The organism is Acinetobacter sp. YT-02 (assembly GCF_002412355.1).
Classification (GTDB): Bacteria; Pseudomonadota; Gammaproteobacteria; order Pseudomonadales; family Moraxellaceae; genus Acinetobacter; species Acinetobacter towneri.
In genome coordinates this window covers 181,797-201,067 of the sequence record NZ_NOZT01000001.1, presented here as the reverse complement: position 1 = coordinate 201,067, position 19,271 = coordinate 181,797, and the positions used below count along the sequence as shown (strand labels likewise).

Genomic DNA, 19,271 nt, shown 5'->3' with positions numbered 1-19,271 from the left:
AGTTTAGCGGGTGCTTTTTTAATATCGCAATAAAAATGTTGTGCGAGATTTTTCACATCACAGACTTAAACAAAGCAGCAACCAGTGCTTATGTGTCATTAAAATGACTCATAATTCATCTTTTTCAGCATTCTGGTCATTTGCAAAACTTAGTGGTATGCGTAGTTTAAGGGCTGTTGATCTTTTATCTATGATTGATGTGCCAAGTGTTGAATCTGTAAGCGCGTACGCATAGATCAAGTCACAGACCCGATATTCTTCTTTTAAGCGTATTTTAAATGACTAAAGCTGCAATTCATTTTACCCATGCCAATGGTATTCCTTCTGCCAGTTATCAAAAGTTTTTTCAATGTTTTGAAGCAGATTATCATTTAAAGGCAATTCCACTGATTGGTATGCAAGCAGAATTTCCTGTGACCTATAAGTGGACCTATTTGATTCATCAAGTGATTCAGGACATTGAGCAGCAGTTTCCAAAGCAACAAGTGATTGGTTTAGGGCATTCTTTTGGTTCATTATTAACCCTGATGTGTGCCTATCAGCGTCCAGATTTATTTTCTCAATTGATTATTATGGATCCACCTTTTGTGATTGGATCGAAGTCGGCATTATTTGAAATTTTACAAAAATTTAAACTGAAATATGTAGATCAACTCACACCTGCCGCCGTGACCATGAAGCGTCGAGATCATTGGGCTAGCCATGCAGAAGCCTATCAAGCTTTGCGGCATAACCGTTTATTTAAAAAATTTGATGCACAATGTTTTGAAGATTATTTTGCCAGCGGCATACAAGTCGATGCACAAAGAGGTGGTGTGACTTTAACAATTCCAAAACGGGTAGAAGCTGAAATTTTTAGAACCGTACCTGCATGGTGGTGGCGCACACCACGCAAAGCCCCAGATGTACCTGTGCATTTAATTACAGCAAGGCATAGCCCATTTTATTTGCAAGGTTTACCACAAGGCATGCAAAAAACTTATGGAATTGAGTTTAGTGTGGTCGAGGGAGGACACATGTTTCCTTTGGAAAATCCTGAAACCACAGCAACATATGTGCAGAAATTAATTCAAAAACAACACGCTTAATAGCAAAGTCTAGCAATTAAATGCTCAAACGCGCGTGACCTGATTCAGGAAAATCGTCCGATTTATCCTGTGTTATGTTAACGAATTTTGGCATCATCCAAATGACGTGCACCTTCTAAAATCATACGAATCATGGTCATGGTTTGTTCAGCGGTTTCTTTACGTTCAGTCGCAGGCATATCAATGACTTTGGCACCCATATTAAATACCAGTTGTGTAATGGCTTTTGCGACAATATCGGGATGCGCTAACTTGCTGTTATTTAAACGTTCTAAACGAATTAAATCATCTTGTAATTCTTGCTGAAAATAATTCAGCTGACGTTCAACCGCAAGTTTATATGAAGTTGAACCCGTATAACCTTCACGTAATAGCAGACTTAAATTGCCTTCATCGGTATCTAATTGTTCAATAAATACTTCAACCGAGCTGCGAATAATACTGTTTTGTTTAGATGCTTTTAAACGTGCTTCATGCAGAATTTGACGCAACACCACACCTGCACGATCAATCAGTTCAATCGCGAGTTCATCAATATCTTTAAAATGACGATAAAAACTGTTTGGTGCGATGCCTGCTTCACGTGCAACTTCACGTAAACTTAAAGATGCGATACTTTTTTGTGGGCCAATTAAATTTAATGCTGCCTGAAATAATTCTTGTTTGGTAATGGTAGCTTTACGCCCAACCGTACGCACGACAAGAGGCTCATGAACCGTTTCAGATTCTGGAAAAGTCACATCATGGTTTGTTTTCATGGCAGGCTGAGTCATATTTTCAATAATTTATAAGCTTAGAGGCATTATAGCGGTTGCGCCAGTACTTGTGAAATGATTAGAAACAATACAGGTGTATATACAAATATATATACATGTGTATAATAATTAAAATTTCATCGGGTGGTGCTGAATCATGCAGCTAACTGAAAAAAGAAAATCTCCCTTAACCAGTATTGCAACTGCAGTACTAGATCCTTATGCAGCAAATTTCTGGTTGCAAAAAATTAATCCATTATGGTCGGTGAATCAGTCACTCGGCAAAATTGTGAAAAAAGATATTGCCGCACAAGGTGTGGTGAGTTTCACTTTGCAATTCAATAAAAAACTCCAAGTTGGTGCAGCAGGGCAGCATCATCCTGTTTATGTGACAATTCAGGGCGTACGCTATGAGCGAACCTATAGTTTGACTCAGCTTGATGCACAACACGTTTTGTTGACAGTGAAAAAAGTTGATCAGGGCAAAGTCAGCACATGGCTGGTTGAGCAAGCCAAAGTTGGCGATACTTTAGAGTTTGGTGCGCCTTATGGTGATATGCAATTGCCTGCACAAGCCCAGCCTTTAATTCTATTGGCAGCAGGTAGCGGTATCACACCGATGTATAGTCTGGTACAAGACATGGCAAAATCTGGTCGTCTTAGTAGCACTACAGTGACTTTAATGTATTGGGTAAAAACCTTTGCAGATGCAGCATTTAAAGCGCAATTTGAAGCTTGGGCACAGCAATATCCAAACTTTAAATTTCAAGTGCTTTATACCCAAGAGCCGAGTTTGGCGCACAGCCGTTTAAATGCAGAACATTTACAAGACTTAGCACAAATTGAGCAAAGTGCAGTGTTTGCATGTGGCCCATCGGGTTTTACCACGCAAGTTGAACAATTATTTGCACAGGCTGCCTTGCTGAAAACAGAAGCTTTTAGCATGACGCCTGTATTAAGTGACGATGTTGGTTTGGTACAAGTTACACTGACCCAATCGAAAAAGATTGTCACTATTCCAAAAGGCAAGTCCATTTTAGAAAGTCTGGAACAGCAAAATATTAAACCTAAATACGGCTGTCGTATGGGAATTTGCCATAAATGCGTATGCAACAAGGCTGAAGGTTCAACTAAAAACTTGGTCGATGGTGTTCAAAATAGCGAACCGAATAACCAATTGAAAATCTGCGTCAATTCAGCACAAACCGATTTAATTATTGATTTATAAGCGAGTTCCGATTATGAATATGCCAGTAAAAATAGAATATTTCCGCAATCCTAAAAACCGTGAACTCACTCAATTTGAATTAGATGAGCTTGCACGTGAATTAGACGCCATTAAACAAGAAGTTTTGGATGATATTGGCGAAAAAGATGCTAAATACATCCGCCGTGTTTATTCAACCATTCGTTATAGCTCAATGGCAGGTCGTGCCTTATTGTTCGCAGGATGGTTCCCGCCAGCATGGGTTTTGGGTACAGGCTTGTTAGGCTTTGCCAAAATTATGGAAAACATGGAATTAGGTCATAATGTCATGCATGGTCAGTATGACTGGATGAATGATCCTAAATTCAATGGTGCAAGTTATGAATGGGATACGGTAGGTACTTCAGACAACTGGCGTCAAACCCATAACTTTAAACACCATACTTATACCAATATTAAAGGTATGGATGATGATATTGGCTATGGTTTGGTGCGTTTGTTCCCAGAACAGCGCTGGAGATCAGGCTATTTATTGCAACCTTTATACAGTATTCCTTTCTGCTTACTGTTCCAATGGGGTGTTGCCATTCAGAATTTAGAAATTGGTAAAATTTTGAATGGCCGTAAAAGCAAAGCCCAAGCCAAAAAAGAATGGCAACCTATGCAGAAAAAAATTGGAAAACAATTGTTTAAAGATTATGTGTTCTTTCCATTGATTGCAGGCCCTTCGGCTTTACCAGTGTTTACAGGGAACTTGGTTGCGAATGGTATTCGTAATATTTGGACATTCAGCATTATTTTCTGCGGTCACTTTACGAAGGATGTGGAAGTATTTCCAAAGTCTGTGATGCAAAACGAAAGCCGTGGTCACTGGTATATGCGTCAAATTCGTGGTTCATCGAATCTTACAGGTTCTGAAGCATTCCACATTTTGACAGGACATTTAAGCCATCAAATTGAACACCATTTATATCCAGATATTCCTGCACGTCGCTATCGTAAAATGGCTCCAAAAGTACAAGCTGTGTGTGAAAAATATGGCTTGAACTACAACAATGCAAGTTTGGTTAAACAGTACGGCAGTGTGCTTAAACGTATTGTAAAATATGCTTTTCCATTTAAGAAATAAGTGACTTACAAATGAGTTGTTTAGTACGAATAGATTAAGTGATTGATCTTGGTTTAAAACTATACTTCTATTTTGAATTAGAGGTGATGCTGTAAAGAGTCACCTTTTTTATTGCTTTAAGTGTTGTAGTCGTTATTTTTATGCAGAATCATCAGCTATTTTATTAAGAGAAAACTCTATTTTTATTTTCTATTCTGGGTATAAAAAAGTAATCACCATAGGCGGCATCCGCTACATGTAACTAAAAAAACCCACAATTCAAATTGTGGTTTTATTATATCATTCATCAAAATCAAGCCAGTTTTTTATAAGTTACAATTTCTGGCAATGAATGATTACTACCCACCATATAAGAATAAGTCGCTAAACTCAGCATGGCATCATCTTCATCACTATTACCATACGCATAAATAGCAGCATAATTTTTTAAATCGTATTGTTCTAAAATTCGAACTTTCTTTTGTTCCCGACTGCAATCAGGTGTTGAATATCGCCCTGTAAATTGCAGATTCTCAATTTCCGTTTCAGTACAAATCAAAGCAACATTTAACTGCTGACAAATATATTGCAAATAAATATCCACACTGGCAGAAACAATCACCACATCATCACCATTGAATTGATGCTGTTTTAATTGTTGTAACAGTTGTGGGTTAAGGTCATGCATTAAATCTACTGCGTAACGCTGTGCAAGTGCTAATATTTCAGCTGTACTTGCGTCTTTGAACATGGCATTAAACAATTTAGGACGCATGGCATGTGCAGGATAAAATTTTAAATAATAGGCCTGAATCCAAGGCAAGAATTTAAGTCCTTGTTTAATAATATGCCGCTTAGATAAAGCATAGAAAATAAACCCTGTAAAACTGTCTTTGCTGCACAGGGTTCCATCAAAATCAAATAAGGCTAAATTTTTATATTTTTGGCTTTTTGCATGCATGTTTTATAACGTCCATTGACTCGCGTAGCAAACCAATTGGTGTTGTAATCTCGACTCAGTTTAGGCCCTGAAATGACCACTTGCGGCATCATGGCATAAAATGGCTCTTTGCCCGTTTGTGCTTTATAGAGTTTTGTAACCGCTAAATAGGTTGCAGTGTCTTCAAATTTCTTTTCTTTTTCTTTTTTTAAGTCTGCACGAATTTGGCGTGGGGTGACTAAAATATTATGTTTGGCAAAAACAGCAATTAATTCACGTTCAGATTCACTCTTTGCATTACGCACACCACCATCTTTAGCGTAAAGCAGCAAATCACCATCTAAATCTAATTCTGATTCGGTTAAATCATTCAGCATGCTTTGGAATGCGGCATTGCGGCTTGAATACATACCTGAGTTATAGTCCGCAAAACGGTACATCGGTTGATCGTAATCGGCAGGGTACATCATTAAACGGTGAATCCCGTAATATAAGCCACCGTATTGGGTGTATAAATCACTGCGTAACTCTGCGATGTTGCCACTTTGACGTTTATGCTCTTTGGCATAGCTAATATGCACTTGCATCGAACCTAAAGTGGTAATTGGATTAAGTTTTTCGCCAATATTTTGTCCAAACAGCTTGGCAGCACCTGTTAGTGCAGACACGTGATAATGTTTGGCCATATAGTCAAAAATTTCACGATACAATTCATCCAGTTCACGTTCGGTTTTCACATGACGCATTTGGCTTAAATAGTTATCTTCAGGGCTAGGATGGTTTTTTAGTACATCCTGAAAATAGCCTGCAACCGTACCGCCAATCGCTTCGCCCAGTTTATCTTTAAATTTCTCATCCAAACGGTCTTGCACTTCTTTAACTGCTTTTTCACCCAGACCATAGACTTGAGGGTCGGCTACAAAGTTGGATTCCTGATCCACGACGGCAATGATGGTACACATATTTTCTTTGGTTTGTGGAATGCCCAATTGCTCTGAAATATCGTAAATATCTTTTGCCCAAGCACTACGCTCGCTTACCCGATTCGGAATGAGTTTGCGGATTTGTTCTGCTTCAAGGGTAGGCTCATTGTCCTTAGACCACCATGCGCTATCTCCACAGGCAGCCAAGCTTAATGATAAAACAAGCACGCTGAAGGGTTTCATCAAAGAAGTGAATACAGTGTCTTTCATAGATAGGGAAAACTCGTTCCTAATGGATGAGCCCAAAGGGCAGATGCAGTATACTATGCCAATCGTTAAAGTTAAGAATATATATGTATATTGGTCCCTATCAACTGTCAAATAATTTGATCGTTGCCCCGATGGCAGGCGTCACAGATAGACCCTTTCGCTCACTGTGCAAGTACTTTGGTGCAGGGCATGCGGTCAGTGAAATGATGACCTCTGACAAAACTTTGCGCATGAGTAAAAAGAGTTTGTATCGTGCCAACTTTGATGGGGAACTTGCACCAATTTCTGCACAAATTGCAGGCTCAGACCCGCATGATTTGGCCGAAGCCGCACGTTATCAAGTCGCCAATGGTGCACAAATTGTTGATATCAATATGGGATGTCCTGCCAAAAAAGTCTGCAATAAGTTGGCTGGTTCGGCTTTATTGCAAGATGAAGATTTGGTGGCACGCATTTTAGATACTGTGGTTGCCGCGGTGAATGTGCCTGTGACACTGAAAACTCGCTTAGGTTTTTTGAATGGGCAGGAAAATATTTTACGGGTTGCCAAACGCGCAGAACAAGCAGGCATTGCTGCATTGGCATTGCATGGGCGTACCCGTGAAGATATGTATTTAAACCGTGCACGCTATTCACTGATTAAAGAAGTGAAAAGCATGCTCAATATTCCTGTGATTGCCAATGGTGATATTGATAGTCCTGAAAAAGCCAAATATGTCTTGGACTATACAGGCGCAGATGCGATTATGATTGGACGTGCTGCGCAAGGACGTCCGTGGATTTTTCGGGAAATCGCACATTATTTAGCAACAGGTGAGCTGTTAGCAGCACCGAGCATTGCAGAAGTTCAAAAAGTATTACTTGGACATTTAGCTGAGCTGTATGAATTTTATGGTGAATATTCAGGTTGTCGTATTTCACGTAAACATATTGCTTGGTACACCAAAGGTTTACGTTCAAGTAATGAATTCCGTCAAAGTATGTATCAAGTAGAAAGTACTGCAGAACAATATAAAGTGGTGGAAGATTACTTTAATCAGCTACTTGCGCATGGTGAAATCATGAGTGATGTGCAGGTTGAAGCGGTGAACTTATTAGATACAAAATAAAAACCCAACCGTGATACACGGTTGAGTTTTCTGTACCTATATTTAGCGTGCGTGAATCATTTCTAAAACCAACTGATTAATTAAATCTGCGGCTTCTAATTCACGAATTTGACTGACATTACTCCCTGCCCAAAAAGGTGCATAACCTTGCTCGCCTTGTGTGACGGCTGCTGAATGCAACTGTTTTGCAAGATCATACGTATATGGATAGGTGGGCACAGTTAAACGATTTGGTGTATCTACCTGTGTATGCCAATGATTAATTAAACCACGGGCAGAGCGTCCAGAGATGCTGTCGGTAATTTGAGTAATGTTTTGCTGAAATAAAGCTTGTCGATAAGCTGGATTGGCATTGGAACTTTTACATTGCACGAAAGCTGTACCCAGCTGTACCGCAGAAGCGCCCAATTTCAGCATTAACTGTGCTTGTTGACCATTCATAATGCCACCTGCGGCAACCACTGGCAGGGTACAATGTTCACGAATCAGTTGTACTAAATCGCTGGTTTTAATTGCACTATCAAAAGTTTGGTTAAAGATACCCCGATGTCCACCTGCCTCAATGCCTTGGGCGATAATGACATCAATTCCCGCTGCTTCAATGGCTTGAGCTTCGGCTAAGTTGGTTGCTGAAACCATAGTAATGATTCCTGCATCTTTTAAAGCCTGAATTTGATGCGCATGCGGAATCCCGAAGTGAAAACTGACGGCTTGTGGTTTAGTTTCTAGTACAAGATCTAAATATCCATCATGGTCTTTAAAACTTGGATAAATACAATTTAGTTGACTCGGTGCAGTTGCGCCATAGCGTTCAAAGATTGGCTGAAAATGTGCAATCCACGCTTGTGCAGCGACTTCATCTAGTGGACTTGATTCATGGCAAAAGAAATTGACCTGAAATGGAAAATCAGTCAGTTCTTGAGTGCGTAAAATTTGCTCACGTGCAGCATCTACCGTGTTTGCACCTAAACCGAGTGAGCCAAAACCACCTTGATTAGAAACCTCGGCTGCAAGTTCGGGAGTAGAAACGCCAGCCATTGGAGCAAGAAAAATAGGATGCTTTATATTCAGTTGTTCTAATAAGGTCATATTATTTACTCCATGTTTTTAACTACTTTGCCCAACTCTAGGTAGATTGGCAAATCATATCCGTCATTTCTTTATGAAATATTAAGATGAGCGATATCATTAAATTTGCAGATGCTTTCAGGCATAATAAGCCTGATGTATGAATGGATGAGTAAATTAATGAAGCCTTTCGTTTATGGTGGTTTGCTTGTGGTGTGTGGATTAAGTGCGTGTAGCAATCCACAGCAAACTCAAGTAAAAATTGATCCAAAGCAATATCAGGTTCAGGATGCGACTGCATTACAACAGCGTATAGATGCTTTAAATGTCAAATTGGCGCAAGACTTCAAACAATTTAAACAAGTCGAAAATATCGCATTTGCGCATCAATTCCCTTTAGATGTAAATAACTTACAAACTTTAAATCAGCATTTAGTCGCCAGTACTGCTTTAAAGCCGACTAAAATTGCTTATTGCGATATGATGAATGGTTATTTTGCTGAGTTATATCGTTTAGGACATTACAATCTAGATTTTCTCAAAGATGTAAAATTACCGCGTGCAGAGCAGGAAAATTTGGCTGAAAATTTTGTCAATGCAGAATCTTATTATGATTTTATTTTGAATCGTTACACCAGTTACCGCCAAGTACAACAGACCATGGGCTATGGTTGTAATTTAAAAGCGGCGTTATAGTTGCGGCAGGATTTAGGTTTACCAGGGTCTGTTGATATTTCATAAATGGCTTGCGCTGTAGGCTAAAACTGAGCAGATTAGGCATGAAACGCAGGGAATAACGGGTTTATTTTCAAGTTTCATAACGCAATCTGTGAAAGTTTTAGCCACATGAGCAAAAACAAAGCACTGCTTTGTTTGCTGCGCAAGGGAACAAGCATATTTTTTGCTGCTATTACGTTATGTTCCAGTCATTTAGAATGACTAAATTTCCTGTCCCATGCCTTATATCAGCTAAAAAACCTTGCGAGATATATCTCTCATGTCGCAAACATAGACGAATTGTCAACAGACCCTAATTAAATCGTGCTGAATAAAAAACTCCTGAGAACTTGCTCAGGAGTTTTTGTTTTATACAATCAAATTATTGTTGTGCTTTTTCTTTCACATTTGCAGCACCTTGTTCAACCGCACCTGCAGTCGCAGCAGTTGCATCTTTAGCAGCTTGTACAGTCGCATCAGCTGCGTTTTCTGTTGCTGTTGCAACATTGTGTGCAGCATTTTCAGTTGCTTGCGCTGCGTTATCTACCGCAGTTGCTGTAGCAGTAGCAGCTTCATGTGTTGCATCTTTGGCATCATGTGCAGCTTGAGCCGCAGCGTTTTCTAAGTGTTCACCCGTAGTTGCCCCTGTTTCTGGTGCTTTTTCTTTTGCACAACCTACAAGTGCTACAGTGGCAGCAAGACCTAAAGCAATAAGAAGTTTATTCATTATCATGTTTCCTTTTTTTACATCCACTTAAGATGGGATAATGCGAATATAACCAAAAAACAATCAATTTGAAGCTTAAAATTGTTCAAATAATGTAATGCGTTTAGATATTTTTTTGTTGTGTAGATTAGAACGATAAATTAGAGAAAAATATGCCGATGCGATTCATTTTTTCTGATAAGGTGAAATCTTAAGAATGATTACAGTTTTTATTGTACAGTAATGCCATTCTGTAAGATTGGGATTGTAAAATGCTTAAAAAAGGGATTTATCAACATTATAAAGGGCAATTGTATCAAGTGCTGCATGTGGCTACACACAGTGAAACCCAAGAGAAATTGGTGGTTTATCAATGCTTATATGGCGATTATTCTATTTGGGCCAGACCGCTTGATATGTTCACGGAGAGTATTACTTTGGATGATGACCGTGAACAGGAACGCTTTAAATTGATTCAAGAAGTGTATTAATATTTGAAGTTATTTACCTATTTAAAACGATCCAATCTATTTTTAGATTGGATCGTTATGTGGATGCTCAAAGTTTAATAAAATCAATTATTGAATGGAAATACGGTTAAAGCTTAAATCGTATGCTAAATATTTACTCACAAAAGCTGCTTTATCACTGCGTCTTAATAAGTTGTCATAAATAAATTGTGGTACAGGATGGAATAAATCCCCAGAGCCATTTTCGTAAAATATTTTTAAATAACGTGAAGATGCACTGTATGTCCAGGATGTCACGGTAAGTGTTTTACCCATAAGCAACTCCTTTATTTTTTATATTATTTTTCACAGAATAAATCTGCTTATTTTGAACATAAGTGAAGTGCTTGCTAAAAAGTATTACAGAATTGTAACTTTTGAATATAAGTTTTTTGCGCAACCTAAACGTGCCAAAAACGACAAAACTATTATGAAGCGAAATAAAACACCACATTTAGGATTGGTGTTTATGCTTTGCACATGAATAGTCATTCATTTAAATAAAATGATTGAAAGACTAGATTTTATAGATGACGACATTGATCTTCTTTGTCACCAGAAACACGGTTTGTGCCGCCAGTCGGTTTTACGCGGTTATCTTCACATTCTAAATTGCCATTCAGGCGGTTATTTTTTACAACGATTGAGCCTGAATTATCTTTAAGTTGAATATTGCCATTTACACGGTTTGACGTGAGTTGGATGTTACGCCCATCTTCGAGTTGGATATTGCCATCAATGCGGTTGGCATGTGCATTAACCTGACTAAAGTTTCCTTTAGATTCTAAATTGCCATCAATCGTACTATTTTTAATTGCCGTATGTGAGTTGGAATGCAACATTAGGTTGCCCTTAATAGTCACATGATCAAGAACACATTGTTTATGCACTTTGACATTATCATCAATAGTTCGATTTTTAATGCTGCCATTACAGTTGAAATCAGCTAAAGCTGGCACTGAAAATGCTATTAATGTTGAAAGTAAAAATAATTTTTTCATAGAACAGCCCTTAAAAATAAATCTCACAACTGTTACCGGTACAGATTCGATTGTAGTGTTGTAATGTTTTTACATTTTCTATTCTAGAGATGAAATATGAATAAATAAGGTAGAAAAGGGTGATGTTCTGATTAAAAAAACCACGCAAAATATGCGTGGTTTTTTTGAGTGGTTTAATCTAAAACTTAGATTTTACCTACTAGGTCGATAGATGGGGCTAAAGTTGCATCACCTTCTTTCCATTTAGCTGGGCATACTTCACCTGGGTGAGCGTGAACGTATTGAGCTGCTTTAACTTTACGAAGAAGTTCTTGAGCATCACGGCCAATACCGCCAGCATTGATTTCGATGATTTGGATTTTACCTTCTGGATCAATTACGAAAGTACCACGGTCAGCAAGACCAGCAGATTCGATTAATACTTCGAAGTTTTTAGAAAGCGTCCAAGTTGGGTCGCCAACCATTACGTATTGGATTTTTTTGATTTCTTCTGAAGAATCGTGCCAAGCTTTGTGCGTGAAGTGAGTGTCAGTAGAAACTGCATAGATTTCAACGCCTAATTTTTGGAATTCTGCGTAGTTGTCTGCAAGGTCACCAAGCTCAGTTGGGCAAACGAAAGTGAAGTCAGCAGGGTAGAAGAATACTACAGACCATTTGCCTTTAAGATCAGCTTCAGTTACTTCAATGAATTGACCGTTGTGGTATGCATTTGCTTTAAATGGTTTAACTTCAGTATTAATTAAGCTCATCATTGTCTCCATGATTAAGGTTTGTATTTCGTTGGCAATAGAGTATCTAATTTTGTTTTATTGCTGAAATGGTATTTTTACATTACTAGCATCGGAAAAACAAATGAGTATGTAAAAAGCGTACACTTTCATCACAGCATTATTGAGTCTTTATTAGGCCTCAAAATGATGATGATTGCATGACAACCTATTTTTCAGGTTCAAATACAACCCATTTCAAGCAATTGGTGAACATACATCTATATGGGGATGCTATTTTGAAATTCAAGGGGGGATTTAAAACTTTTTAAATACGCATTCTAAATCACTGTTCTTTCGCTTAAAGGCATTACAGCGTAAAATACGCGTTTGTGTTTTGGTTAGGAAGCGTATTCTGTGCAGAGTCATTTAAATGTAGACCACCTCGTTTTGGCGCGTGATCGTCATCGTTTAAATCGACTACGAAAAGGCAAAGATGCCAATCCAAAGCAATATCAGGAATTATTTGAAAAATCTAATTTAAAAGTGTTGGAGCGTGCACAGCGCATTCCCAACATTAAGTTGAATCAAGATTTACCTGTGACTCAATCTGCCGAACAGTTGATTACTGCAATTCAGCAACATCAGGTCATTATTGTGGCGGGTGAAACAGGTTCAGGGAAAACTACACAGTTACCACAAATTGCAATGTTGGCAGGTCGTGGTTTAACGGGGTTAATTGGTCATACTCAGCCACGACGTCTTGCTGCGCGTAGTGTATCGCAGCGTATTGCCGAAGAAGTTGGCGAAAAGTTAGGTGAGTCCATCAGCTTTAAAGTTCGTTTTAATGAACAGGGTTCGCAAGATTCAATTGTCCGTTTAATGACCGATGGTATTTTGTTAGCAGAGCTTGCCAATGATCGTTATTTAAATAAATACGACACCATTATTATAGATGAAGCGCATGAGCGTTCTTTAAATATTGACTTCATTATGGGCTATTTAAAGCAACTTTTGCCACGTCGCCCTGATTTAAAAGTCATCATCACTTCTGCAACTTTAGATGTGCAGCGTTTTAGTAACTATTTTAACGGCGCACCTATTTTTGAGGTCGAAGGTCGAAGCTATCCTGTCGAAGTACGTTATCGTCCAATTTCTGAATTAAGCATTGGTGGTAGTGATGATGATGAGTTTGATGACTTTGAAGAAAACTTGCCACGCGCAGTGGTGCAAGCGGTAGAAGAATGCTTTGCCGATGCACAGGAAAAAGGTCATCCTGAACATGCCGATATTCTAATTTTTGCCAGTACTGAACAGGAAATTCGGGAGCTGCAAGAAACCTTGCATAAGCATGGACCGCGTCATACTGAAATTTTACCGTTGTATGCGCGTTTGGCTTTGGCGGAACAACAAAAAATCTTTAATCCTTCAGGTGGTGGTCGTCGCATTATTATTGCCACCAACGTCGCTGAAACCGCACTCACTGTACCCAATATCCGCTATGTGATTGATAGCGGTTTTGCACGTATTTCACGTTATAACTATCGCTCACGGGTGCAGCGTTTACCGATTGAAGCAGTATCTCAGGCAGCAGCGAATCAGCGTAAAGGACGTTGTGGTCGTATTGCACCAGGCGTTTGTATTCGCCTGTATTCAGAAGAAGATTTTTTAAGTCGCCCAGAGTTTACTGAACCTGAAATTAAACGCACCAACTTGGCATCGGTCATTTTACAAATGCAAAGTTTGGGCTTGGGTACGCTCGAAGATTTTGATTTTATTGAGCCGCCAGATCATCGTTTAGTCAATGATGGTCGTAAGCTGTTGATTGAACTGGGTGCGATGATTGAGAAGGGTAAAGCCCCTCTTTTAGACGGAATGAGCAGCTCTGCGACGCAAAAGGGAGACAATCATCCGAATAATTCCACTAAATCCACCGCTAATAAAGGCGAGCTTCAAGGCAGCAGCTTAACCAAAATTGGTCAGCAAATGGCAAAAATGCCGATTGATCCAAGACTGGCACGTATGATTTTAGGCGGTGCGCATTTTGGGGTGTTAAATGAAGTCCTGATTATTGTAGCGGCATTGGCGGTACAAGACCCGCGTGAACGTCCTGCAGACAAACAAATGCAAGCCGATCAAAAACATGCTTTGTTCCGTGAAGCAGATTCTGACTTTTTATTCTATTTAAAATTGTGGGAAACTTTACACGAAAACCGTGATGGCATGAGTGAAAACAAACGTCGTACTTTTGCCCGTCAGCATTTTTTAAGTTGGTTGCGTTTACGTGAATGGAAGAAAACTCATGAACAATTGGTGGATTTGGCGCGTGGCTTAAAACTGTCGTTTAATGAGAAAAAAGCCAGTTATGAAAATCTGCATCGGGCGTTATTAACAGGGTTGCTTTCTTTTATTGCCAATAAAACCGATGAGCGCAATGTGTTTATGGCAGTACGCCAACAAAAAGCACGAATTTTCCCTGCATCGACTTTGCATAAAACCAATACACCGTGGGTCATGGCATTTGAGATGGTAGAAACTTCGCAAGTGTATCTACGCACCTTGGCAAAAATTGAACCTGAATGGATTTTATTGGCTGCACGTGATTTGCTGAAGCATCACTATTTTGAACCACATTGGTCTAAAAAAGCAGGCGTGGTGAATGCCTATGATCAGATTTCGCTGTTTGGTCTAATTATCGAGCCGAAACGTCCTGTCAATTACGAAAAGGTCGATCAGGAAGCCGCCCATGAAATATTCTTACGTGATGCTTTAACCACAGGCAACTTGGGCATTACCCCACCATTTTTAAAACACAACCTGCTTAAACTGGAAGAAGTGGAACGGGTTGAAGATAAATTACGTCGTCGTGATTTAGTTGTTGATGAAGAAACTATTTATCAATTTTATGCCGCCAAAGTACCTGCAGAAGTTGCAAGCCGTCGTTCCTTTGAAGATTGGCGTGCCACAGTAGAGCCGCAAAATCCACGTTATTTATTTGTGGAAGATGATGCACTTTGGCTGAATGATCGTCCGACCACGCAGCAATTTCCTGACTATTTGCGTAATGGTGAGCTGCGCTTGGCGGCCAGTTACCGTTTTGACCCCAGCCATGATGAAGATGGCGCAACCGTTAAAATTCCAGTGCAAGCGTTGGCACAGGTCGATGAAAATATCTGGTCGTGGGGTGTTCTGGGTTGGCGTGAAAATTTAATTGAAGCCTTGCTCAAGACTTTGCCTAAAGATAAGCGTCGTCATTTGGTGCCTATTCCAGACACAGCTCGAAAGTTGCTACAACGTGTTGATGCGGTAAATTTACGCGAGCACATTTTTAGCTTTTTGGCATTTCAATTACGTGCTGAACACATCACCGAAAAAGACTTTAGCTTTGAGCGGGTAGATGCGTATTTATTGCCGTTCATTAAAGTGCTAGATGAAAAAGGGCGGGTGATTGAGCAAGGTCGTGATTTATCTGAATTAAAAGCGCGTTGCCGTACCGAAACTCACAGTCCAGTAAAACAGTTACACGGCGAATTCCAAACCTTCCCTGAACGATTTGTATTTGAAGCCTCGCAAAAAGTCACGGGCGTAGTGGTTAAGCAATATCAGGCGTTGGTACCAAGTAAAGCTTTTGCAGAACTTTCACAAAAAGATGAATCGGGTGTGGTGATTCAAACCTTTAATGATCAGCGCGAGGCGATTCATCAGCATCGTGAAGGGGTGATTCGTTTGCTGCATGTGCAATTAGGCGATTTATCACGGCAATTGAAAAAGCAAATTGCCAAACCATTGGCCTTGGCGTACTCACCTTTGGGTGATAAAGCACAACTTGAGCAAATGTTGATCTATGCGACCTTGCAAAGCATTATTTGTGACGTGCCAGTCAACTTGGAAGAGTTTCAAAACTTGCAGCTTGAGGTAAAAAAGACTTTTCTCAGTCATGGTCAAACCACGCTGCGTATCTTTAATGAAATTTATATTGCTTGGCAAGACATCCGCCGTCAGCTCCTTATGCTAGATGAAGCCGTGTTTGCCAAAAATATGGATGATATTGAAGATCAGCTGGACTTAATGCATCTGGCAGACTTTGTGTATAGCAAGCCTGTAGAGGTGTGGAGCGAATATCCGCGCTATTTGAAAGCGTTGTTATTACGTTTAGACCGCTTACCCAACAACTTGCAAAGAGACGATGCTGCCATCGCCCAAATTGACCCTTGGATGGACAAATTGTTTAAACACAAACAAGATGCCCGACTCAAGGAATTGTACTTTATGGTGGAAGAATTACGCATTTCGCTGTTCTCTCAACCCATGAAAACCAAAATGCCAATTTCTGCAACTCGGCTGCAAAAAGTATGGGAAAAGCTCGGAATCAGTTAAGATATAAGTAATTTCTAGAAGGAGTTTTACATGGGCATTCGCATTACAGGTACTGGTCTTTATCATCCAGAAGATGTTATTACCAATGAAGAATTGGTCGAAAGTTTAAATGCTTATGTGGAACAGTATAATCAGCTCAATGCTGACAAAATTGCGGCAGGTGAGCTTGAAGAACGTCGTGGCTCTAGTGCTGATTTTATCGAAAAAGCCTCTGGGGTAAAACGTCGTTACGTGTCAGAAAAAACAGGTATTCTGGACATTAACCGTTTACGTCCAAATTTACGTGAACGTGGCGATGATGAAATTTCGTTACAAGCGGAATGGGGCGTAATTGCTGCAAAACAAGCCATGCAAAATGCAGGTGTGTCTGCAGAAGATATTGATGTGGTGATATTGTCTTGCTCAAACTTGCAACGTGCTTATCCTGCAGTGGCGATTGAAATTCAAACTGCGCTTGGTATTCAAGGTTATGCCTATGACATGAACGTGGCGTGTTCTGCTGCGACTTTCGGCATTAAGCAAGCGCATGATGCGATTAAAGCAGGTGCGCGCCGCGTGTTGTTGGTTAATGTCGAAATTACCTCAGGTCATAACGATTTCCGTTCACGTGACTGCCATTTTATTTTTGGTGATGTAGCAACCGCTTCAATTTTGGAAGACACTGAAACCAAAGCAGGTTTTGAAATTTTGGACATGAACCTGTTTACTCAGTTCTCGAATAATATCCGTAATAATTTCGGTTTTTTAAACTTAAGTGAAAATGCAGATATTGATGATAAACGCTTCCATCAAGATGGTCGCAAAGTCTTTAAAGAAGTTTGCCCCTTAGTTGCCAAAATGATTACTGCGCAATTAGAAAAGAATCAGATTGCGCCAACTGAGGTGAAGCGTTTCTGGTTGCACCAAGCCAATGCCAGCATGAACGAACTCATTTTGAAATTGGTGGTTGGTAAAGAAGCAGCACAACCAGGTTTAGTACCTATTATTTTAGATGAGTTTGCCAATACTTCTTCGGCAGGGGTAATTATCGCTTTACACCGTACTGCACACGAAGTCGAAAACGGTGAATATGGTGTCTTGTGTTCATTTGGCGCAGGCTATTCAGTTGGCGCGATTTTGGTACAAAAACGTGATGCTGCATAAGCTTTGCCAAACCGTATAAGATCAGCAAACGCCTAAGTACAGGTATTAAAAAGTTCCTTCTCCTTCGGGAGAAGGCTTGGATCATCCGCGATATTCTCTTCACACAGACACATACAGAATAAAAACATCGAAAAACTTTATGAAAAATAATGCTTAGGTTAAGATGGAGCATCTTTTAATAGACCTATTTTGAAAACCTATGCAACCATTTGTTCTATATAACTCAGAGCAACGAAAAAAAGTTGAATTTGTTCCGCGTAAAGAAGGACATATCGACATGTATGTCTGTGGCATGACGGTTTATGATTACTGTCATATCGGGCATGCGCGGGTTATGGTTGCATTTGACTACATCATTCGCTTTTTGCGCAGTCAAGGTTGGAATGTGAAATATGTCCGCAACATTACCGACATTGACGACAAAATTATTAAACGTGCCAATGAAAATGGCGAGAGCATTCAAGCTTTAACAGATCGTTTTATTCAAGCCATGAATGAAGATGCGGCAAACTTAGGCTGTGTTGAACCTGATGCTGCACCACGTGCCACTGAATATATTGATCAAATGCAAAATATGATTGGTAATTTGGTCAATAAAGGCACAGCTTATCCTGCAAGTAATGGCGATGTTTATTTTCAGGTTGAAAAATTTGACAAATATGGCCGTCTTTCAGGTCGCAAGCTAGAAGACATGCAGGCGGGCGCGTCTGAGCGTGTTGATGTTGAAGTCGACAAAAAGCATCCATTTGACTTTGTTTTGTGGAAACATGCCAAAGAAAATGAACCATCTTGGGCTTCGCCGTGGGGCAATGGACGTCCGGGTTGGCACATTGAATGTTCTGCGATGTCGACTTGCTGCTTAGGTAATCATTTTGATATTCATGGTGGTGGTTCAGACTTAATGTTCCCACACCATGAAAATGAAATTGCCCAGTCTGAAGCATCAACAGGTGAGCAGTATGTAAATTACTGGATGCACGTTGGCTTTATTAATGTCGATGGCGAAAAAATGTCGAAGTCATTGGGTAACTTCTTCACCATTCGTGATGTGATGGAAAAATTCCATCCTGAAGTGATCCGCTACTTTATTGTGTCATCGCATTATCGTAGCCCTGTAAACTTCTCCGATGTAGCACTCAAAGAAGCCAAAACCGCATTATCACGTTTCTATCACTCATTTAAAGCTTATCAACAAGCGTACGGTACGCAAACAGTTGAGCAGTTAGATGAGACTTTGGTGGAGCGCTTTAATGCTGCAATGCGTGACGACTTCAATACAGCCGAAGCAATTGCAGTGCTGTTTGAAGTGAATAAAGAGCTGAACCGTGCGGTAAAAGAGCAGCAGGCAGATCAGGCGGCGGTGTACTATTCGACCTTGCGTCATTTGACCAATATTTTAGGTTTGGTGCAGCATGATGTCGATGAATTCCTGAAATCTGATATTGGTCAGGACGCTTTAGGTTTATCTGAACAAGCCATTGCAGACTTCATTCAGCAACGTCAGGATGCCAAAAAAGCCAAAGATTTCGCCCGTGCTGATGAAATTCGTCAGTCTTTGCTCGATCAAGGTGTGGTCTTGGAAGATACCCGTCAAGGTACAGTATGGCGTCGTGCTGATTAATTGAGCACTTGGGAGCATAGAG

18 protein-coding genes are annotated in these 19,271 nt (G+C 39.9%); 10 read left to right on the top strand and 8 right to left on the bottom strand.

Annotation, left to right across the window (positions count from 1 at the left end; genetic code table 11):
- Positions 1-278: 278 nt before the first annotated feature.
- A complete protein-coding gene (locus CF596_RS00925) occupies positions 279-1,088 on the top strand; it encodes an alpha/beta hydrolase (protein WP_096900935.1) in 810 nt (269 codons plus the stop codon).
- Between the two features lie 77 nt (positions 1,089-1,165).
- Here the strand turns inward: CF596_RS00925 and fabR are convergent, their stop codons facing one another.
- Positions 1,166-1,846 carry an HTH-type transcriptional repressor FabR gene (fabR, locus tag CF596_RS00920; RefSeq protein ID WP_026438369.1) on the bottom strand — a complete coding sequence of 227 codons (681 nt, stop codon included), beginning with the start codon at positions 1,844-1,846 and terminating at the stop codon, positions 1,166-1,168.
- 154 nt (positions 1,847-2,000) lie between these two features.
- On the opposite strand from fabR, the gene CF596_RS00915 reads away from it, so the two are divergent.
- Together CF596_RS00915 and CF596_RS00910 are read left to right on the top strand one after the other, a co-directional pair.
- The gene (locus CF596_RS00915; RefSeq protein ID WP_096900934.1) at positions 2,001-3,071 is read left to right on the top strand and encodes a ferredoxin reductase; all 1,071 of its coding nucleotides are present in this window, start codon (positions 2,001-2,003) and stop codon (positions 3,069-3,071) included.
- Positions 3,072-3,084: 13 nt separating this feature from the next.
- Complete coding sequence (locus CF596_RS00910) at positions 3,085-4,179, top strand: acyl-CoA desaturase (RefSeq protein ID WP_096900933.1); 1,095 nt, start codon at positions 3,085-3,087, stop codon at positions 4,177-4,179.
- 292 nt (positions 4,180-4,471) lie between these two features.
- On the opposite strand, the gene CF596_RS00905 is transcribed toward CF596_RS00910, so the two are convergent.
- Together CF596_RS00905 and CF596_RS00900 are read right to left on the bottom strand one after the other, a co-directional pair.
- Entirely contained in the window at positions 4,472-5,119 is a 648-nt protein-coding gene (locus CF596_RS00905; RefSeq protein ID WP_096900932.1) for an HAD-IB family phosphatase, read from the bottom strand.
- On the bottom strand, positions 5,086-6,291 hold the full coding sequence (locus CF596_RS00900) for a DUF1615 family protein (protein WP_096900931.1): 1,206 nt from the start codon (positions 6,289-6,291) through the stop codon (positions 5,086-5,088). Before CF596_RS00900 ends, CF596_RS00905 begins: the two co-directional genes overlap by 34 nt.
- Positions 6,292-6,374: 83 nt before the next feature.
- Here CF596_RS00900 and dusB point away from each other — a divergent pair, with 83 nt between their 5' ends.
- Complete coding sequence (gene dusB, locus CF596_RS00895) at positions 6,375-7,400, top strand: tRNA dihydrouridine synthase DusB (RefSeq protein ID WP_004973043.1); 1,026 nt, start codon at positions 6,375-6,377, stop codon at positions 7,398-7,400.
- A 42-nt stretch (positions 7,401-7,442) separates the two neighbouring features.
- On the opposite strand, the gene CF596_RS00890 is transcribed toward dusB, so the two are convergent.
- The gene (locus tag CF596_RS00890) at positions 7,443-8,489 is read right to left on the bottom strand and encodes a nitronate monooxygenase (protein ID WP_004973046.1); all 1,047 of its coding nucleotides are present in this window, start codon (positions 8,487-8,489) and stop codon (positions 7,443-7,445) included.
- A gap of 159 nt (positions 8,490-8,648) precedes the next feature.
- Between CF596_RS00890 and CF596_RS00885 the strand changes: the two genes are divergently transcribed.
- On the top strand, positions 8,649-9,164 hold the full coding sequence (locus tag CF596_RS00885; protein ID WP_096900930.1) for a hypothetical protein: 516 nt from the start codon (positions 8,649-8,651) through the stop codon (positions 9,162-9,164).
- A 403-nt stretch (positions 9,165-9,567) separates the two neighbouring features.
- Here the strand turns inward: CF596_RS00885 and CF596_RS00880 are convergent, their stop codons facing one another.
- The gene (locus CF596_RS00880) at positions 9,568-9,912 is read right to left on the bottom strand and encodes a hypothetical protein (protein WP_004973048.1); all 345 of its coding nucleotides are present in this window, start codon (positions 9,910-9,912) and stop codon (positions 9,568-9,570) included.
- 251 nt (positions 9,913-10,163) lie between these two features.
- Here CF596_RS00880 and CF596_RS00875 point away from each other — a divergent pair, with 251 nt between their 5' ends.
- Entirely contained in the window at positions 10,164-10,382 is a 219-nt protein-coding gene (locus tag CF596_RS00875; RefSeq protein ID WP_004973051.1) for a DUF1653 domain-containing protein, read from the top strand.
- An 87-nt stretch (positions 10,383-10,469) separates the two neighbouring features.
- On the opposite strand, the gene CF596_RS00870 is transcribed toward CF596_RS00875, so the two are convergent.
- The gene (locus CF596_RS00870) at positions 10,470-10,676 is read right to left on the bottom strand and encodes a KTSC domain-containing protein (RefSeq protein ID WP_096900929.1); all 207 of its coding nucleotides are present in this window, start codon (positions 10,674-10,676) and stop codon (positions 10,470-10,472) included.
- Positions 10,677-10,924: 248 nt separating this feature from the next.
- Entirely contained in the window at positions 10,925-11,242 is a 318-nt protein-coding gene (locus tag CF596_RS00865) for a hypothetical protein (RefSeq protein ID WP_242439117.1), read from the bottom strand.
- A 79-nt stretch (positions 11,243-11,321) separates the two neighbouring features.
- Between CF596_RS00865 and CF596_RS14845 the strand changes: the two genes are divergently transcribed.
- On the top strand, positions 11,322-11,465 hold the full coding sequence (locus CF596_RS14845; protein ID WP_242439116.1) for a hypothetical protein: 144 nt from the start codon (positions 11,322-11,324) through the stop codon (positions 11,463-11,465).
- 121 nt (positions 11,466-11,586) lie between these two features.
- Here the strand turns inward: CF596_RS14845 and ahpC are convergent, their stop codons facing one another.
- Positions 11,587-12,150 (bottom strand): alkyl hydroperoxide reductase subunit C, encoded by a 564-nt coding sequence (gene ahpC, locus CF596_RS00860; RefSeq protein WP_004973058.1) that lies wholly within the window; start codon positions 12,148-12,150, stop codon positions 11,587-11,589.
- A 375-nt stretch (positions 12,151-12,525) separates the two neighbouring features.
- Between ahpC and CF596_RS00855 the strand changes: the two genes are divergently transcribed.
- The 3 genes from CF596_RS00855 (at position 12,526) to cysS (ending at position 19,249) form a co-directional block, all read left to right on the top strand.
- Positions 12,526-16,485 carry a DUF3418 domain-containing protein gene (locus CF596_RS00855; RefSeq protein ID WP_096900927.1) on the top strand — a complete coding sequence of 1,320 codons (3,960 nt, stop codon included), beginning with the start codon at positions 12,526-12,528 and terminating at the stop codon, positions 16,483-16,485.
- 30 nt (positions 16,486-16,515) lie between these two features.
- Positions 16,516-17,628, top strand: a complete 1,113-nt coding sequence (locus CF596_RS00850) for a beta-ketoacyl-ACP synthase III (RefSeq protein ID WP_019838017.1) — start codon at positions 16,516-16,518, stop codon at positions 17,626-17,628.
- Between the two features lie 199 nt (positions 17,629-17,827).
- Positions 17,828-19,249 carry a cysteine--tRNA ligase gene (cysS, locus tag CF596_RS00845; protein WP_004973064.1) on the top strand — a complete coding sequence of 474 codons (1,422 nt, stop codon included), beginning with the start codon at positions 17,828-17,830 and terminating at the stop codon, positions 19,247-19,249.
- Positions 19,250-19,271: the final 22 nt, after the last annotated feature.

What these genes read in the sequence shown, in the direction of transcription:
- CF596_RS00925 (WP_096900935.1), top strand. Translation starts at nt 279, where the DNA reads ATGACTAAAGCTGCAATTCATTTTACCCATGCCAATGGTATTCCTTCT.
- fabR (WP_026438369.1), bottom strand. Translation starts at nt 1,846, where the DNA reads ATGAAAACAAACCATGATGTGACTTTTCCAGAATCTGAAACGGTTCAT.
- CF596_RS00915 (WP_096900934.1), top strand. Translation starts at nt 2,001, where the DNA reads ATGCAGCTAACTGAAAAAAGAAAATCTCCCTTAACCAGTATTGCAACT.
- CF596_RS00910 (WP_096900933.1), top strand. Translation starts at nt 3,085, where the DNA reads ATGAATATGCCAGTAAAAATAGAATATTTCCGCAATCCTAAAAACCGT.
- CF596_RS00905 (WP_096900932.1), bottom strand. Translation starts at nt 5,119, where the DNA reads ATGCATGCAAAAAGCCAAAAATATAAAAATTTAGCCTTATTTGATTTT.
- CF596_RS00900 (WP_096900931.1), bottom strand. Translation starts at nt 6,291, where the DNA reads ATGAAAGACACTGTATTCACTTCTTTGATGAAACCCTTCAGCGTGCTT.
- dusB (WP_004973043.1), top strand. Translation starts at nt 6,375, where the DNA reads ATGTATATTGGTCCCTATCAACTGTCAAATAATTTGATCGTTGCCCCG.
- CF596_RS00890 (WP_004973046.1), bottom strand. Translation starts at nt 8,489, where the DNA reads ATGACCTTATTAGAACAACTGAATATAAAGCATCCTATTTTTCTTGCT.
- CF596_RS00885 (WP_096900930.1), top strand. Translation starts at nt 8,649, where the DNA reads ATGAAGCCTTTCGTTTATGGTGGTTTGCTTGTGGTGTGTGGATTAAGT.
- CF596_RS00880 (WP_004973048.1), bottom strand. Translation starts at nt 9,912, where the DNA reads ATGAATAAACTTCTTATTGCTTTAGGTCTTGCTGCCACTGTAGCACTT.
- CF596_RS00875 (WP_004973051.1), top strand. Translation starts at nt 10,164, where the DNA reads ATGCTTAAAAAAGGGATTTATCAACATTATAAAGGGCAATTGTATCAA.
- CF596_RS00870 (WP_096900929.1), bottom strand. Translation starts at nt 10,676, where the DNA reads ATGGGTAAAACACTTACCGTGACATCCTGGACATACAGTGCATCTTCA.
- CF596_RS00865 (WP_242439117.1), bottom strand. Translation starts at nt 11,242, where the DNA reads ATGTTGCATTCCAACTCACATACGGCAATTAAAAATAGTACGATTGAT.
- CF596_RS14845 (WP_242439116.1), top strand. Translation starts at nt 11,322, where the DNA reads ATGCTGCCATTACAGTTGAAATCAGCTAAAGCTGGCACTGAAAATGCT.
- ahpC (WP_004973058.1), bottom strand. Translation starts at nt 12,150, where the DNA reads ATGAGCTTAATTAATACTGAAGTTAAACCATTTAAAGCAAATGCATAC.
- CF596_RS00850 (WP_019838017.1), top strand. Translation starts at nt 16,516, where the DNA reads ATGGGCATTCGCATTACAGGTACTGGTCTTTATCATCCAGAAGATGTT.
- cysS (WP_004973064.1), top strand. Translation starts at nt 17,828, where the DNA reads ATGCAACCATTTGTTCTATATAACTCAGAGCAACGAAAAAAAGTTGAA.